At 63.5% G+C, this 15,258-nt stretch carries 8 protein-coding genes and 11 pseudogenes; 8 read left to right on the top strand and 11 right to left on the bottom strand.

Going from position 1 to position 15,258, the window contains the following annotated elements; translation table 11 throughout:
• Nucleotides 1-898: GGDEF domain-containing protein (locus ACFODQ_RS02655; protein WP_377014898.1), on the top strand; the 898-nt coding region annotated here is incomplete at its 5' end.
• A gap of 69 nt (nt 899-967) precedes the next feature.
• Here the strand turns inward: ACFODQ_RS02655 and glmU are convergent.
• Together glmU and ACFODQ_RS02645 are read right to left on the bottom strand one after the other, a co-directional pair.
• Nucleotides 968-2,383: pseudogene (gene glmU / locus ACFODQ_RS02650) on the bottom strand (bifunctional UDP-N-acetylglucosamine diphosphorylase/glucosamine-1-phosphate N-acetyltransferase GlmU).
• A gap of 276 nt (nt 2,384-2,659) precedes the next feature.
• Nucleotides 2,660-3,061 carry a DUF2917 domain-containing protein gene (locus tag ACFODQ_RS02645; protein ID WP_377014900.1) on the bottom strand — a complete coding sequence of 134 codons (402 nt, stop codon included), beginning with the start codon at nt 3,059-3,061 and terminating at the stop codon, nt 2,660-2,662.
• A gap of 297 nt (nt 3,062-3,358) precedes the next feature.
• On the opposite strand from ACFODQ_RS02645, the pseudogene ACFODQ_RS02640 reads away from it, so the two are divergent.
• The 3 genes and pseudogenes from ACFODQ_RS02640 (at nt 3,359) to ACFODQ_RS02630 (ending at nt 5,447) form a co-directional block, all read left to right on the top strand.
• Nucleotides 3,359-4,314, top strand: a pseudogene (locus ACFODQ_RS02640) (LysR substrate-binding domain-containing protein).
• A 155-nt stretch (nt 4,315-4,469) separates the two neighbouring features.
• Nucleotides 4,470-5,114, top strand: coding sequence for a Bug family tripartite tricarboxylate transporter substrate binding protein (locus ACFODQ_RS02635; protein WP_377014896.1), 645 nt, complete (start codon nt 4,470-4,472; stop codon nt 5,112-5,114).
• Between the two features lie 177 nt (nt 5,115-5,291).
• Nucleotides 5,292-5,447, top strand: coding sequence for a hypothetical protein (locus ACFODQ_RS02630; protein WP_377014894.1), 156 nt, complete (start codon nt 5,292-5,294; stop codon nt 5,445-5,447).
• A 261-nt stretch (nt 5,448-5,708) separates the two neighbouring features.
• Here the strand turns inward: ACFODQ_RS02630 and ACFODQ_RS02625 are convergent, their stop codons facing one another.
• Together ACFODQ_RS02625 and ACFODQ_RS02620 are read right to left on the bottom strand one after the other, a co-directional pair.
• Entirely contained in the window at nt 5,709-6,311 is a 603-nt protein-coding gene (locus ACFODQ_RS02625; RefSeq protein WP_377014892.1) for a S4 domain-containing protein, read from the bottom strand.
• Nucleotides 6,312-6,456: 145 nt separating this feature from the next.
• Nucleotides 6,457-6,564: pseudogene (locus ACFODQ_RS02620) on the bottom strand (hypothetical protein); the annotation flags it as partial.
• A gap of 623 nt (nt 6,565-7,187) precedes the next feature.
• On the opposite strand from ACFODQ_RS02620, the gene ACFODQ_RS02615 reads away from it, so the two are divergent.
• The 3 genes and pseudogenes from ACFODQ_RS02615 (at nt 7,188) to ACFODQ_RS02605 (ending at nt 9,782) form a co-directional block, all read left to right on the top strand.
• Complete coding sequence (locus ACFODQ_RS02615) at nt 7,188-7,721, top strand: hypothetical protein (protein ID WP_377014890.1); 534 nt, start codon at nt 7,188-7,190, stop codon at nt 7,719-7,721.
• 3 nt (nt 7,722-7,724) lie between these two features.
• On the top strand, nt 7,725-8,552 hold the full coding sequence (locus ACFODQ_RS02610) for a M23 family metallopeptidase (protein ID WP_377014888.1): 828 nt from the start codon (nt 7,725-7,727) through the stop codon (nt 8,550-8,552).
• Nucleotides 8,553-8,662: 110 nt separating this feature from the next.
• A pseudogene (locus ACFODQ_RS02605) lies at nt 8,663-9,782 on the top strand (anhydro-N-acetylmuramic acid kinase).
• Nucleotides 9,783-9,800: 18 nt separating this feature from the next.
• On the opposite strand, the pseudogene mdtD reads toward ACFODQ_RS02605, so the two are convergent.
• The 4 pseudogenes from mdtD to rplM form a co-directional block, all read right to left on the bottom strand.
• Nucleotides 9,801-11,230, bottom strand: a pseudogene (mdtD, locus tag ACFODQ_RS02600) (multidrug transporter subunit MdtD).
• 99 nt (nt 11,231-11,329) lie between these two features.
• Nucleotides 11,330-11,695 (bottom strand): annotated as a pseudogene (gene erpA / locus ACFODQ_RS02595) (iron-sulfur cluster insertion protein ErpA); the annotation flags it as partial.
• Between the two features lie 168 nt (nt 11,696-11,863).
• A pseudogene (gene rpsI / locus ACFODQ_RS02590) lies at nt 11,864-12,255 on the bottom strand (30S ribosomal protein S9).
• Between the two features lie 84 nt (nt 12,256-12,339).
• A pseudogene (gene rplM, locus ACFODQ_RS02585) lies at nt 12,340-12,695 on the bottom strand (50S ribosomal protein L13).
• A 334-nt stretch (nt 12,696-13,029) separates the two neighbouring features.
• Between rplM and ACFODQ_RS02580 the strand changes: the two are divergent.
• Nucleotides 13,030-13,917, top strand: a pseudogene (locus ACFODQ_RS02580) (23S rRNA (adenine(2030)-N(6))-methyltransferase RlmJ).
• 279 nt (nt 13,918-14,196) lie between these two features.
• On the opposite strand, the pseudogene ACFODQ_RS02575 reads toward ACFODQ_RS02580, so the two are convergent.
• The 3 genes and pseudogenes from ACFODQ_RS02575 to ACFODQ_RS02565 all read right to left on the bottom strand — a co-directional run.
• Nucleotides 14,197-14,508, bottom strand: a pseudogene (locus tag ACFODQ_RS02575) (septal ring lytic transglycosylase RlpA family protein); the annotation flags it as partial.
• A 231-nt stretch (nt 14,509-14,739) separates the two neighbouring features.
• Entirely contained in the window at nt 14,740-14,874 is a 135-nt protein-coding gene (locus ACFODQ_RS02570) for a hypothetical protein (protein ID WP_377014886.1), read from the bottom strand.
• Nucleotides 14,875-14,945: 71 nt separating this feature from the next.
• A pseudogene (locus tag ACFODQ_RS02565) lies at nt 14,946-15,258 on the bottom strand (methylenetetrahydrofolate reductase); the annotation flags it as partial.

Genomic DNA, 15,258 nt, shown 5'->3' with positions numbered 1-15,258 from the left:
TGTCGACGGCATGGTCATTGGCGTCTGGGTGGCGCTGGTGCATTTCCACCTGCTGACCAGTGCCATCATGCTGATGGTGCTGGTGCACTGCACCTACGCCATGCAAAGCGTTCGCCATGCCATGCTGGCCGTGGTCGGCGCCATTGCAGGCTGGCCGTCACCGGTCTGCTCACCTCGTTCGAGGTCCAGCACCACACCAGCACCTACACCATTGTCGGCAGCCTGCTGGCGTCGCCCTGTATTTGGCCATGCAAGGCATTGCCACCGGCCACTTGCTGCGCAGCCTGGCCCACAAAGAACAGATGCTGATGGTGATGCGCCGCGTCGATGCGATGACCGGCTTTTTTGGCCGCATGTACTGGCAGGATCTGGCGACCCTTTGTTCGCCTATGCCAAGCAAAAAGACATTCCGGCGTTCCTGATCGTCGTGGATGTAGATAACTTCCGCGAGCTCAACAGCCGCCATGGCGAGACCGCTGGCGACGAGGTCATAATTGCCGTGGCCAACACCTTGCGCACCTGCGTGCGCCCGGGCGATGCCACCTGCCGCTTTGGCGGCGACTCGTTTGCCGTTCTGCTGTCGGGTGTGAACCTGGACATCGCCAACCAGATTGCCGACCGCATCCACAAGCCAGGCGCTCAACCGCCGTCTGCGCGACTGGCCCGATGTGCAGATCAGCGTCAGCATCGGCATTGCCAGCCTGGCCAAGTACCACCAGTTCGGTGGACGACTGGATTGTGCAGGCCGAAGCGGCATTGGAACAGGCCCGGGGCGCCCCGCGCATGTACGGCAGCTATGCCGAGCTGGAACCGACTCGGCGGCGCACCTGGCCGAGCTGGCCAGCTTGCCCGGCCCTGGAGCAGCCGCAGGCGCTTGACCGCAGCCCTCATCCCATAGCGCCCGGGCATAGTGGATCCCGGGTCCACGCCAGACGCCTGTGCGGACAATGCTCAGGCGCACTGGGGCTCAAGACTTCTTCTGTGGCCGCGCCCAATTGGCAATGCTGACCTGCTTGCCGCGCGCCACGCTCAAGGCGCCCGGCGGCGTGCTCTTGGTAATGGTGGATCCGCCGCCCACGGTGCCACCGGCGCCAATAGTGACCGGGGCCACCAGCACACAGTTGCTGCCCACATGCACATCGGCCTCGATCACGGTGCGGTGCTTGTTGGCGCCGTCATAGTTGGCGGTGATGCTGCCCGCGCCGTAGTTGACCCGCTCGCCCACCTCGGCATCACCCAGGTAGGCCAGGTGGTTGCCTTGGCACCATCTGCCAGCCGCGAGTTCTTGACCTCGACAAAATTGCCGATGTGCACCTGCTTGCCAGTTGGGCACCCGGGCGCAGGCGGGCAAAGGGCCCGACCAGCGCGCCCTCGCCCACCTGGGCGCCCTAGCCTCGCCGTCGATATGCGTAAACGGGTGGATCACCGCATCGGCCGCGATCTCGGCATTGCTGATATGGCAGTAGGCGCCAATGCGCGCGCCATCGCATGCGCACCTGGCCGCCAAAGATGCAGCCCACATCGATCTCGACATCCTGGCCGCAGATGAGCTGCGCCTTGCCGCCGCGCGCCATCGTCGCGCAGGTCAAAACGGGCCGGGTCGGCCAAGCGCACACCCTGGGCCATCAGCGCCTGGGCCTGGCGCATCTGGTGGGCACGCTCCAGCTCGGCCAGCTGCTGGGGGCTGTTGATGCCGGCCACCTGCAGCACATCGGCAATGCAATGGCCTTCCACCGCCACGCCGTCGGCAACGGCCATCGCCACAACGTCGGTCAGGTAGTACTCGCCCTGGGCGTTGTGGTTGTTCAGCTGGGCCAGCCAGGGCTTGAGCCAGCGCAGCGGCAACGCCATGATGCCGCTGTAAACCTCTGTGATCGCACGCTCGTCCGCATTCGCATCCTTTTGCTCGACGATGCGCTGCACCGTGCCCTCGGCATTGCGCACAAATGCGGCCATAGCCTGTGGGGTCGGGCATGTTGACGGTGAGCAGGGCCATGCGGTCGCTGCCCGCGGCATTGAGCAGGCCTTGCAAGGTGTCCGCCTGCGTCAGCGGCACATCGCCGGACAGCACAAATCGCCATGCCCTCATCGGCCAGCAACGGCACCGCCTGCTGCACCGCGTGGCCCGTGCCCAGTTGCGGCTCCAGGCGCGCAAAGGCCAGCTGGCTGATGCCGGCGCTGCTCTGGCCGATGGCCGCCTCCACCTGGTCAGCACCATGGCCGGTGATCACCACCGCCGAGCGGGCCTGCAGCTGGGCAGCGGTATCGAGCACATGCTGCAGCAGCGCGCGCCCGGCCAGCTTCTGCAACACCTTGGGGTGGCGCTTTTCATGCGCGTGCCCTTGCCAGCGGCCATGATGATGATGTCGAGTGGTGCGGTCATGGTGAATCAGCGAGGCGGCGCCGGGCACCGCCTCTAATAGACAAAACCCTGTGATTATCGCGCGCTCTACAGCTTTCAGCTTCCGCAGCAGCCACTGTCTTTGGGCAAAAAAAAACACCTGCGCAAGGCAGACTGTTGTGTGGCAAGTGTTCGAATGAGGGACTTAGACAGCCCAGCAAACCGAAGGTTTGCAGTTGAGACGAGGCGTTCAGCCGCAGGCAGTACAAACGTACGACAAGGCTGGACAACGACGTATCAAGGGCTGTGTCAGTCACTCTATAAGTTGTAGAGCATGCTGCCGTCGGTCTTACCCCATTGAAGCGCGTGAACCAGCGTGCGGGCTGCCATCCAGTTGGCTGGCCGCCCTGGTTCTTGGGAAGTGTAGACCAGCGCGTCCTGGCGCTTGCTCTCGATAACGACCGATTGGCCGGCTTTGAGCACGACCGTGTGACCGTCGTGCAGCACCAGGTCACCGGCTTGCAGGCTGGCTTCATTGCTCAGCCCCAGACCCAGGGTGACCCAGGCGGTGCCTTCGGAGATGCGCAGCACGACGTCGCGCTGGGGCACAAAGCTGACGGCCTTGCCGGTGGCAGAATGCGCATCTCGGCAGCGGCCGAGGCAGCGCGGCTGGCACGCGCAGTGCGCGCAGCGATGGAGCCAGCAGACAGAACATGAGATGCAGACATTGCCATGTGATTTTCTTTGCAGGGCCCTGGTGTCGTTGCGATCCTAGGGTTTACCCGATATGCGTATCTTGCGCCTTGGCGGCGCCTGCGTCCAATGAATAAAAGAGGGCCGATCGATGCAGCCACAGCATTAATGGTTACCCTAGGTTTTTGGCTTTCCGCAGCTCCAAGGCCACACCAAGCCAGCGGCAGCTATCGAAGCAGGAGCATGATGGTTGGCCTGCCTCGGGGATACACCCTGGCGCAGTGTGTACTTCTTGCTACAGTGCCTCCACCTCCAGACCCTGCCCTGCCGCCTTCCCTGCTCCGCACCCGCGCCCATCGCCGTGGGCCATCTGCGTGCTTTTCTGGCGGTAGCTCGCTACCTGAACTTTCGCGCCGCCGCCGAGGAGTTGGCATTGACCCAGTCGGCCGTCAGCCGCCAGATCCAGGCGCTGGAAGACGAGGTCGGCATTGCGCTGTTTTTGCGCCATACCCGCGCGGTGGACTAACCAGCGCCGGCGCCCAGCTGCAGCGCGCCGTGTCGCCGGCCATCGAGCGCATCGACTCTGCCGTGCGCCTGATCCGCCAGACCAGCGGCCGCAAGAGTGTGGTCCATCACCACCTGGGCCAGCTTTGCCTCGATGTGGCTGATCCCGCGCATGGAGGCCTTCCAGCGCGACAACCCCGAGATCGACATCCGCATCGATGCCACCGACAACGTGCTTGACCTCGAAACCTCGGATGTGGACCTGGCGCTGCGCTACAGCCAGCCCCAGCATGCCAGCAACGGCGCCCAGCGTTTGTGTGGTGCAGACTGGCCGTCGTTGCCAGCCCCTGGTTGCTGCAAAGCCACCCGCGCATCCACCAGCCGCCGATGTGGCCCGCCACACCTTGATCGAGGCAGGCGACCCCCACCGCCTGCACACCTTGACTGGCTGACCTGGAGCGCTGGCTGAGCTGCATGGCTGCGTGCAATCTGCAACCCAAAACGCTGGCTGTATCTGAACTACGCGCACCAGATCGCGCAGGCGCGCCTGACCGGCCAGGGCCTGGCGCTGGCACGCATGCCGCTGGGCTGATGCACTGGCCAATGGCGACCTGGTCGAGGTGCTGCCCGAATACCGCATGATTCACCACTGGCCCTACTGGCTGATCATTGGCCCGCGCAGCCAGCAACGCCCCGAGGTGACGGCCTTTTGCGCCTGGCTGCAGCTGCAGGCCGCCGCTACCCGCACCGCCATCGGGGATACCACCGGCAGCTGATTGCCGCTTGAATCACACGCACGCTGATACGCCTGTCCTCTCAGCCCCGGCCAATTCACTATTAGACAAGCCTGAGCCCCCTCCCTACAGTCAAAGCGGCGGCCTGCGCGCTCCACACCCGCAGCCGCCATCGATAACGACACAAGGAGACAGCCATGTTCAACCCTCGCTTTGGCCGCCGGCAGGCGCTGGCGCTGTGTGCGGCGCTGCTCGCGGGCGCCGCCAGCCCGGCGCTGCAGGCCCAGGACTTTCCCAGCAAGCCCATCAAATTCATCGTGCCCTTTGGGCCGGGCAGCGGCACCGATACGTCGGCGCGCTACTACGCCAAAAAGCTGCAGCAGCTCAGCGGCAGCCGGTGTGGTGGTGGAGAACCGGCCCGGCGCAATGTGCTTTATTGCGGTCAAGCAGGCCTTGTCTGCTCCGGCCGATGGCTACACCGTCTTTATTGGCAGCAACTCACCTTGGCGGTGAACACGGCGCTGTTCAAGGAGCTGCCCTATGACCCGCAAAAGGACTTTGCGCCGCTGACGATGATGATGCGCGCGCCGGCCATTGTCGTGGCGCGGGGATGCCGATACCAAGCAGCTCAAGGATTTGGTGGCCAAGGCCCAGGCCAGCCCGGGCAAGATCAACTTTGGCGCGGGCTCGGCCGGTACCAGCTGATGGGTGAGCTGTTCAACGATGTGGCCAAGGTGCAGACCGTGCATGTGCCCTTCAAGGGCGCGGGCGAAGTGGCCACCGCCGTGGCCGGCCACACGGTGGACTACGCCTTTGCCGAGGCCACCTCGGTGCAGATCTGATCAAGGCCGGGCGGCTGACGGGCCTGGCCGTCGCCTCCGACAGCCGCGTGGCCGCCCTGCCCAACGTGCCCACCGCCCGCGAAGCGGGCCTGCCGGCATCGAGGCCTACACCTGGGTGGGCGCGAGGTCAACAGCAAGACGCCGGCGGACACCAGCGCCAAGCTGGCGGGCTGGTTCATGCAGATTGCGACCGAGCCCGAAACCCAGCAGTTCTATGCCAACCTGGGCGCCACGGCGATGATCGGCGGCCCGGCGCAGATGCGCCAGTTCCAGGCCGATGAGATTGCGCTGTGGAAGCGCATTGCGACCCAGGCCAAGATTGAGCTGCAGTAAGGCTGCAGGCCCGCCTGGTTCAAAGCGATCCAGCGCGCGGCCCGCGCACCCGTACACCCGGCTGCTCAGCGGCTGGTGCTGGTCGTCAGCCTCCCAGGGTCCAGGTCTTCCTTGCGGGCTGGCGCGTGGCAGCAGCTGTCAAAAAGAGGCGTTCAGAAAAAAGAGCCGCTCCCCAACGAAGGGGAGCGGCTCTTTGATCGATCAGCCAGCTTGGCCAGACCAGCCCGGTAAAGCCAGCTTTAGGCGGGAACGGCGGTAGCTTTAGGCCAAGGTCACGCGGGCAAACTTGCGCTTGCCCACTTGCACGACAAAGGTGCCGGCAGGCAGCTTCAGGCCCTTGTCTTCGATCACCACGCCATCCACACGCACACCGCCGCCGTCGATCAGGCGGTTGGCTTCGCTGGTCGATGGAGCCAGGTTGGCCTGCTTGAGCAGCGCGCCAATGCCCAGCGGCGCGCCGCTGAGCGCCACTTCGGGGATGTCGTCCGGAATTCCGCCCTTGCTGCGGTTGATGAAATCCTGCTCGGCCGCATCGGCTGCAGCCGCGCTGTGGAAGCGCGCAGTGATTTCCTGGCCAGCAGCACCTTGGCGTCCTTGGGGTTGCGGCCGCCTTCGATCTCCAACTTGAGCGCGGCGATTTCGGGCAGGCCCATGAAGGACAGCAACGTGAAACCAGTCCCACATCAGGTCGTCCGAGATCGACAGCACCTTGGCAAACATGGTGTTGGCGTCTTCGGTGATGCCGATGTAGTTGTTCTTGGACTTGGACATCTTGTGCACGCCGTCCAGGCCCACCAAAAGCGGCATGGTGAGCACGCACTGCGATTCCTGGCCATATTCGGCCTGCAGGTGGCGGCCCATCATCAGGTTGAACTTCTGGTCGGTGCCGCCCAGCTCCAGGTCGCTCTGAGCGCCACCGAGTCATAGCCCTGCAGCAGCGGGTAGAGGACTCGTGCAGGCTGATGGAGCTGCCTTCGTTGAAACGGGTGTGGAAGTCGTTGCGCTCCATCATGCGCGCCACGGTGTACTTGGCCGACAGCTCGATCATGCCGCGCGCGCCCAGCTTGTCGCACCACTCGCTGTTGTAGCGCAGCTCGGTCTTGCTCGGGTCGAGCACCTTGTAGGCCTGCTCGCGGTAGGTCTCGGCGTTCACCTGGATCTGCGCAGCCCGTCAGCGGCGGCCGTTTGCTGTTGCGGCCCGAGGGGTCGCCAATCAGGGTGGTGAAATCGCCGATCAGGAAGATCACGGTATGGCCCAGGTCCTGCAACAGGCGCATCTTGTTGAGCACCACACGGTGTGGCCAATGTGGATGTCCGGGGCCGTGGGATCCAGGCCCAGCTTGATGCGCAGGGGCACGCCCGTCGCCTCGGATTTGGCCAGTTTTTTGACCCATTCCTCCTTGGCAGCAGCTCATCCACCCCACGCAGACTTACCTGCAAAGCCTCTTGCACACGGTCGGTAACAGGGTAATGTTGTAACAGTCGATTGATTCATATGGGGTTTCTCAGGTTGCCAGCAAAGCCGAGGCGTTATACTGCGTCCCTTGCGTTGCAGCGTTTTATTCTAGCCGCGTCTGTCAGACGATGTCCCAAGGGACTTCATCCAGACCCGCGAACGCTGTTCATGAATTTTTTTTGTGCCATCTTGTTAAAAAAACACCCTACCGCGCCTGCAGACGCGGTTTGTTTTGGCTCCGACTACGCAGCCGGCAAGACGGCCATCCATAACCGGATGGAACATTGAACAACGGATTCATCACCGCTGGCAGCCTCGTCATTCGCCAGCTGGTCAATACCGCCCAAGCACACCCCAAGCGTCTCGCTGCTGCCCTCGCCGTCATGTTGATGACCGGTGGCGGCGCCGCTTTTGCCGTGGCTGAGCTGGGCCCCAATCCGTCCGACATGCCTGTGCAGACCGTGGAATACCCCGTCGAGTCGCTGGCTTCGGACATTTCGATCGCAGACCTGGTCGACGGACCAGGTTTTTTCTTTGTACCGCACCGACGAGGTGCGCAGCAACGACACGCCCGAATCCCTGCTGCGCCGCCTGGCGTGGCGGACCCGGCTGCAGCGGCCTTCATCCGCAGCAATGCCACGGCGCGCAGCGCCATCATCGGCAAAGCTGGCCGCCAGATCACCGCCGAGACCACCCAAAGCCATGAGCTGACCACCCTCACGGGCGCTGGGCCGGTGACAGCAGCGATGTGTTCCAGCGCTTTAGCATCCGCAAGGCCGATGCAAGTTCGACACCCTGAACCGAATTCCTGCCGCTGACCCATGGCACGCGCCTGTCGGGCGGCATCATCCGCAGCTCGCTGTACGCGGCCACCGATGCGGCCAGCCTGCCCGACAACGTCTCGAACCAGATGGTCGAGGTGTTTTGCCGACAAGATCGATTTTCGCCGTGCGCTGCGCGCCGGTGACCGCTTCTCGCTGGTCTACGAAACGCTGGAAGCCGATGGCGAGGTGCTGGGCACCGGGCGCCTGCTGAGCGCCGAGTTCCGCAACAATGGCAAGACCCATGAGGCGCTGTGGTTCCAGGACTCGCCCAAGGACAAGGGCGCCTATTACAACTTCGCCGGTGAAAGCGGTGAGCGCAGCTACATCATCTCGCCGTCAAGTACACCCGCGTCTCCAGCGCCTTTGCCATGCGCGAGCACCCCATCCACAAGACCTGGTCGGCCCACAAGGGCACCGACCTGGCGGCCCCGCAAGGCACGCCCGTGCGCACAGTGGCGATGGCCTGGTCACCTTTGCCGGCGTGCAAAACGGCTACGGCAATGTGATCTACAATCGACCACGGCAAACAAGCACGAAACCGTCTACGCCCATTTGAGCCGCATCGCCGTCAAGCAAGGCGCGCGCGTGGGTAAGGGCGACGAGATCGGTGCCGTCGGCCAGACCGGCTGGGCCACCGGACCGCACCTGCATTTTGAGTTCCGCGTCGCTGGGGAGCAGCGTGACCCGCTGGCCATGGTCGCCGAGAGCGAAACCAGCAAACCGATCAGCCGCCAGGCCCGCGCCAAGTTTGACAACCTGGCCAACAGCATGCGCCTGGCGCTGAACGACCAGATGCTGATGCTCGAGACCAGCGCCAACCAGTAAGCTGCTACGCCCGTCCGCCGGTAAGCAGCACGTAACAACTGCTGCCACCGCCCCAGGCCCTCACAATCTTGGTATTGTTGGGGCCTTTGCTTTTGCAACCTATGAAGACAATGACTGAACGCTTTATGGGCCTGAATTCCGGCACCTCGCTGGACGGGTGGATGGGTGATTGCCCATGGCAGGACGGCCGCATGGAGGTACTGCAGTACGCCAGCACCGGCTTTGCCCCCGAGCTGCGGGCCGAGCTGCTGGCGCTCAACAGCGCTGGCGAGCAGGGAGCTGCACCGCGCAGCACTCGCGGGCAACGCGCTGGCACGCAGCTATGCGCAGGTGGTCGATCGGCTGCTGGCGCAGCAGTGGCTTGCAGCCGAGCGACATCACGGCCATTGGCGCCCACGGCCAGACCGTGCGCCACCAGCCCGGCCTCTGGGATGGCACTGGCTATACCTTGCAGCTCAACAACCCTGCGCTGCTGGCCGAGCTGAGCGGCATTGCCGTGGTGGCCGATTTCCGCAGCCGCGATGTGGCCGCTGGCGGCCAGGGCGCACCGCTGGTGCCCGCCTTTCACCACAGTGTGTTTGGCGTGGCGAAGCGGGAGGCAGTCTGCGCTGGGTGCTCAATATCGGCGGCATCTCCAACATCAGCCGCCTCGACGGCGATGACATCCGCGGCTGGGACTGCGGCCCGGGCAATGCGCTGATGGACCACTGGTGCCAGCTGAACACCGGCAACACCTATGACGACGGCGGCCACTGGGCGGCCAGCGGCCAGTGATTCCAGATTTGCTGGCAGCCTTCATGGAAGAGCCTTTTTTCCAGCTGCCACCGCCCAAGAGCACCGGGCGCGACCTGTTCAACCCCGCCCTGGCTGGCCCCGTTGCTCGAGCGCCATGCGCCCGGTGCGGCCCCTGCCGATGTGCAGGCCAGCCTGACCGCCTTCACCGCGCTGGCGATTGCGCAGGACATGCAGCGCCATGGCGCAGCCGAGGGCCAGACCTTGATCGTCTGCGGCGGCGGCGCGCTGAACCAGCACCTGCTGCAACGCCTGGCCGATCTGCTGCCCGGCAATCGCGGTGGACAGTTCGGCCGCACATGGCCTGCCCCCGCAGCAGGTCGAGGCCAGCGCCTTTGCCTGGCTTGGCCCGCCAATGCTGGCAGCGCTGCCGGGCAATCTGCCGGCGGTGACCGGTGCACGCGGGCCCCGGGTGCTGGCGCAATCTACCCGCGTTGAGCGGCTAAGGATTGACGCTCAAGCATCCCCGCCATCGGGCGCCGGCTTGACCGGCTCATCCTTGTCGAGCTGGCAGAACACCAAGGTAGCGGCCAAGGTCATCAAAGCCACGGTCAAAAAGGTGGCGTGGATGGCGCGCAGCGACTTGTCCGGGTCGGTGATCCAGCGATCGGCATAGCCCGACAGCAGCGCGCCAGCCAGCGCCACACCAATGCCCATGGCCAGCATCTGCACCATCGACAAGAAGGCTGTTGCCAACTGCTGGCAAATTCGCCGTCCAGGTCCTTCAAGGTGACGAGTTCATCGCCGAGAACTGCATGGAGTTGAAGCCGCCAAATACAAACAGCTGCAGCAGCAGCAACCAGGGCGGCTGCTGGGCGCTGGTCAATGCAAAGCTCGCCAGCATGAAGGCGGACCATCACCGAGTTGACCTGCAGCACGCGGCGGTAGCCAAAGTGCTGCACCGTCTGCACCGCAAAGCGCTATGACCAGCATGCTGCCCATGACGGTGGCCAGCATCATCATGCCGGCGTTCATCGGTGCCATGCCCAGGCCCACCTGCAGCAGCAGTGGAATCAGAAACGGCGCAGCCCCCGTGCCAAAGCGGGCAAACAGATTGCCCAGCAGGCCCACGCGCAGCGAGCGCACGCGAACAGCATCAGGCGGAAACAGCGGCTCTGGCACGCGCAGCGCATGCATCCAGTAGCTCGCCAGGCTGGCCAGGCCAAAGACCATCAGCACCACCACCATCGCCATGCCCAGGCCCATGCCGGTACATGCCATCCAGGGCCACCGAATGGCGACCATGCCAAACGACAGCAGCGCATAGCCCAGGCCATCGAACTTGCGCGGCACCGACCAGGTGGTCTCGGGCATCCAGCGGCGCGCGGCCCAGACGCAAAGAGGCCCACGGGCACATTGATCCAGAAGATCCAGTTCCAGGTCGCCACCTCCAACCAGCCAGCCACCCAGGGTCGGGCCCAGCAAGGGGCCGATCTGGCCGGAATGGCGATAAAGCTCATCGCGGCGGTGAAATCGCCCTTGGGGTGGCTGCGCAGCACCGCCAGGCGCCCCACGGGCAGCATCATCGCCCCACCCCACGCCTTGCACCACGCGCGCGGCAATCAAAAAGCCCAGGCTGGGCGAGAGCGCGCACAGCACCGAGCCCAGTTACAAACAGCGCAATCGCCCACATGAAGACGCGGCGCGTGCCAAAGCGGTCGGCGATCCAGCCCGATGCAGGAATCAGCATCGCCGTGGTCAGCGAGTAGGCGACGTTCACCGACTGCATCTTCAGCGGGCTTTGGCCCAGCGAATGGGCCCATGGCCGGCAGCGCAATGTTCAGGATCGTGGCGTCGAGCGACTGCAGAAAAAAGGCAATCGCCACCAGCCAGAGCAGGCGCTCCTTGTGGGGCGCAACGGGGCGGGGGGTCAGTTCAGCGGACATGGACAAAACAAAAGGCCGCTGGTCAACAGAGGCTTGTGGCAAGGTGGTGGACCAGAAGGCAAGCACAGGAGCAATGCCTTCCATCACAGACTGCGCGGCTTTTACCGAGAAGCTCGATCCGCAACCGCAGGTGGTCGTGGCGTTTCGGGTTCTTGATCACGAACTGCGCGCCTGCAGGTCTTCCTTGTAATCGATCTCGGCGCCCAGCAGGTACTGGTAGCTCATCGCATCGATCAGCAGCGACACGCCATTCTTGGTCATGGTCGTGTCGTCGTCGTTGGCAATCTCGTCAAGGTAAAGCCATACTGGAAGCCCGAGCAGCCGCCGCCTTGCACGAACACGCGCAGCTTCAGATCCGGATTGCCTTCTTCGGCAATTCAGATCGGCCACCTTCGCCGCTGCACTGTCGGTAAAGACAATCGGGTGGGCATTTCCGTCATGGTTGTTTTCAGCAACTTCGCTCATGGGAGACGACTCCTGTCTTATTTGATGTACTGCAAAGGATGGTACTCCAATCGCATGTTTCTCGCAGCCTGCGAGCGGGTGACGCCAATTGCAGTGTGGGAATAGCCAGCCGTAGCGAGCAGCATAAAAAAACCGCCCCGAGGGGCGTTCTTGGCAAGTAGCCAGCAATTAACGCTTGGAGAACTGCTTTGCGCGGCGTGCAGAGTGCAGACCGACCTTCTTACGCTCGACTTCACGTGCGTCACGGGTCACGAAGCCAGCTTGGCTCAGTTGCGACTTCAGTGCTGCATCGTAATCGATCAGAGCGCGGGTGATGCCGTGGCGGGTGGCACCGGCTTGGCCGGATTCACCGCCGCCGTGCACGTTGACCTGGATGTCGAAGGTTTCGACATTGCCGGTCAGCACCAGAGGCTGCTTTGCAATCATGATCGAGGTTTCGCGGCCGAAGTATTGTTGAATGTCCTTGCCATTCACAACAATCTTGCCGGAGCCCTTCTTCAGAAACACACGGGCGACGCTGGATTTGCGACGGCCGGTGCCATTTTCCAATCACCAATCATCTCGGGACTCCTTAGATTTCCAGCACTTTAGGTGTTGGGCGGTGTGAGGATGCTCATCACCACCGTAGACCTTCAGCTTCTTGATCATGGCGTAGCCCAGATAGGACCCTTGGGCAGCATGCCCTTGACAGCCTTTTCGAGAGCACGGCCAGGGAACTTCACTTGCATGTCGCGGAAGTTGGTGGCAGTGATGCCGCCTGGGAAGCCCGAATGACGGTAGTACAACCTTGTCCGTGTTCTTGGTACCAGTGACCTTGATCTTGGAGGCTTGATGATGACGATGTAGTCACCGGTGTCAACGTGAGGTGTGTAAATGGCTTTGTGTTTGCGCGCAGACGGAGTGCCACTTCGCTGGCGACACGTCCGAGCACCTTATCGGTGGCGTCAATCACAAACCACTCGTGTTGCACCTCAGCGGGTTTTGCGCTGAATGTAGACATGAGTTTTCTCTTTCAATAGAGGGTTTGGCGAATCCTTTTCCGCGGTCGGTGCTTCTTCTAGACGCAACTCTCGTCACGCAGGAAGCCTCTTAGGCGGTACTCCCTCACATGCGGCGCGTAAGCACTGCACACAAAGTCCCTCGCCGCGGGATTCATAAAAATCGCTGCGAAGCTCTCCATTATAAAAGTTTTTCGGCAAGACGTAAGTGCCTCCTTACTTCCCACCAATGGACTCGGTTCAGGCATATTTTCGGTGTTTTTGGGCTTGTAGCAGCTGCTGCATGCCCCTTTGGCGCCGTAGCACAGCGCTTGTACGCTACCAATTGGCGCCCAAATGTTCAGTTTACCGCCACGCCTCCATGCCGGCAATCACGCCGATGTGCTCAAGCACAACCATCCTGATTGCCATCCCTGCAATACATGACGCAAAAAGAGGCGGCATTGGTTGCACTGGACACCCATGCCGGGCGGGTCTGTACCGCCTGGACGGCGACTACGCCACCACCAGCGCCGAGGCCGACGAGGGCATTCGCCGCCTCGAAGGTGCCAAGGACCTGTGCCCCATGCGCAGGACTATGTTGGACATGGTCAAAGCCTTCAACACCAGCAACACCTACAAGGTCTACCCGTGCTCGCCCTTTATCGCGCAGCGCCTGCTGGGCTACCGCGACAAGCTCAAGCTGTTTGAGCTGCACCCCACCGACTGCCGCTCGCTGAGTGGCAATATCGCGCAGCTGAAGGCCGGCCGCCAGGTCCAGGTGCTGCTGGAAGACGGCTTTGAGGGCGTGAAGAAATTTCTGCCCCCGCCATCGCGCCGCGCCTTTTTGTTGTGCGACCCCAGCTACGAGATGAAGACCGACTACGGCCGTGTGCTCGACATGGTGGCCGACAGCATGCAGCGCTTTCCCACCGGCACCTATGCGGTCTGGTACCCGATCATTCCGCGCCAGGAAGCCCATGACCTGCCGCGCCGCCTCAAGACCTGGCCAACAAATTTGGCAAGAGCTGGCTCAATGCCGAGCTGACGGTCAAGAACAGCAAGATCACCACCGCCATGCGCCAGGGCGAAGGAAAAGCGCCCCGGTCTGCCCGCCAGCGGCATGTTCCTGATCAACCCGCCGTTCACCCTGAAGGACCAGCTCAAGGTGGCCCTGCCCCAGATCGCCGAGCTGCTGCAGCAGGACAGCATGCCGGCTATGTGCTGGAGAGCGGCGGCAAGTAAGCAGCGCAGGCGGGAAAGACAACGCCGGCCCGGGTCAACCCGGACAGAAAAACGCAGGCCATCGACAAAGATGGGCCTGCGTTTTTGCTTTTGTGTGCTGCGGTTTTACTTTTTGCGCCGTGCTGCGGGTGCGGCCTTGGCAGGCTTGGCCCGGCCTTGGCGGCGTTACCACGGCCCGCACGCGGCCAGGGTGCGCCGCGGCCTTGGCCGCCTGGTGACTGCGGGGCGCGGCATCACCGGCCAGTGCCCCGCTGCCGCGCCGCCCGGCCAGCACAAATGAGGGGCAGTCGTCGTCATCGTCATCCAGGGTCCACAGCTCCACCGCTTGATGCCCAGGCCCAGCATGCCCAGCTCCTGGGCCGCGCCTGGCTCAGGTCGATGATGCGGTCGCCGGCATAAGGGCCCCGGTCATTGATGCGCACCACCACGGCCTTGCCGGTGACCATGCTGCGCACGCAGACCTGGGTGCCAAAAGCAGGGTCTTGTGGGCTGCCGTCAGGCCTTCCTTGTCAAAGCGCTCGCCATTGGCCGTCTTGCGGCCATGGAACTGCCGCCATACCAGGAGGCCATGCCTTGCTGGTCGGCCGAGCGGTAAGGTCTTGCTTGAGGGCGGGAGGAATATCGGGCACATCCCAAGGCGCGAGAGCCCATCGATGCTGCTGAGCGGCGCCGACGGCGGCAGCACCAGGCCAGGCCAACGGCGCTCACGGACAGCGCGGCCAGCTCTTCAGGCGCGGTGGAGGTGATGGCCGACTCGGCGGCCGAGCGCTCGGGGCTGTGAATGCGGCTTCGGGATGCACAGGCCTTGCGCTGTGCTCTGCGTCACGCCATCGGCGCCGTGCCATCGGGCGCAGCGCCGTCGCTGTCGCTGGGCACATGCACGCAGCCACCGGCGAGCGCGGCCAGGCTGACAGCGGCCAGCCAGCCTCGGCATCGCGATCGTGTGGATGAGGGCAACAGCAACTCCTCTGTCTTTCCGCGTTCGGCACATTCGGGGCCACCGCGCTGCAAGACCACAGCGCTGTTGGCTACAGCCCCAGCCGGTCGCAGATCGCCAGTGTGGCTGCGCTTGGTTCATGGTGTAGAAGTGCAGCCGACGGCACCACGGCGGAGCAGGTCCTCGCACATCTGGGTCACCACATCCAGGCCAAAGGCGCGGATGCTGGCAACATCATCTCCATAGCCTGCAGTCGCAGACGAATCCAGCGCGGGATCTCGGCACCGCAGGCATCCGAAAAGCGCATCAGCTGCGTCGATCCGGTGATCGGATAATACCACGGGATGACCGGCAGGTCTACCCCGCGTTTTTGTAAATCTTCTTGAAATCTGCAAAAGGCATCG

Source organism: Comamonas sp. JC664 (assembly GCF_042647185.1).
Note: the sequence above shows the minus strand (reverse complement) of the source record. Positions and strands in the feature narration are given on the sequence as shown.

What these genes read in the sequence shown, in the direction of transcription:
- ACFODQ_RS02635 (WP_377014896.1), top strand. Translation starts at nt 4,470, where the DNA reads ATGTTCAACCCTCGCTTTGGCCGCCGGCAGGCGCTGGCGCTGTGTGCG.
- ACFODQ_RS02630 (WP_377014894.1), top strand. Translation starts at nt 5,292, where the DNA reads ATGCAGATTGCGACCGAGCCCGAAACCCAGCAGTTCTATGCCAACCTG.
- ACFODQ_RS02625 (WP_377014892.1), bottom strand. Translation starts at nt 6,311, where the DNA reads ATGATGGGCCGCCACCTGCAGGCCGAATATGGCCAGGAATCGCAGTGC.
- ACFODQ_RS02610 (WP_377014888.1), top strand. Translation starts at nt 7,725, where the DNA reads ATGGCACGCGCCTGTCGGGCGGCATCATCCGCAGCTCGCTGTACGCGG.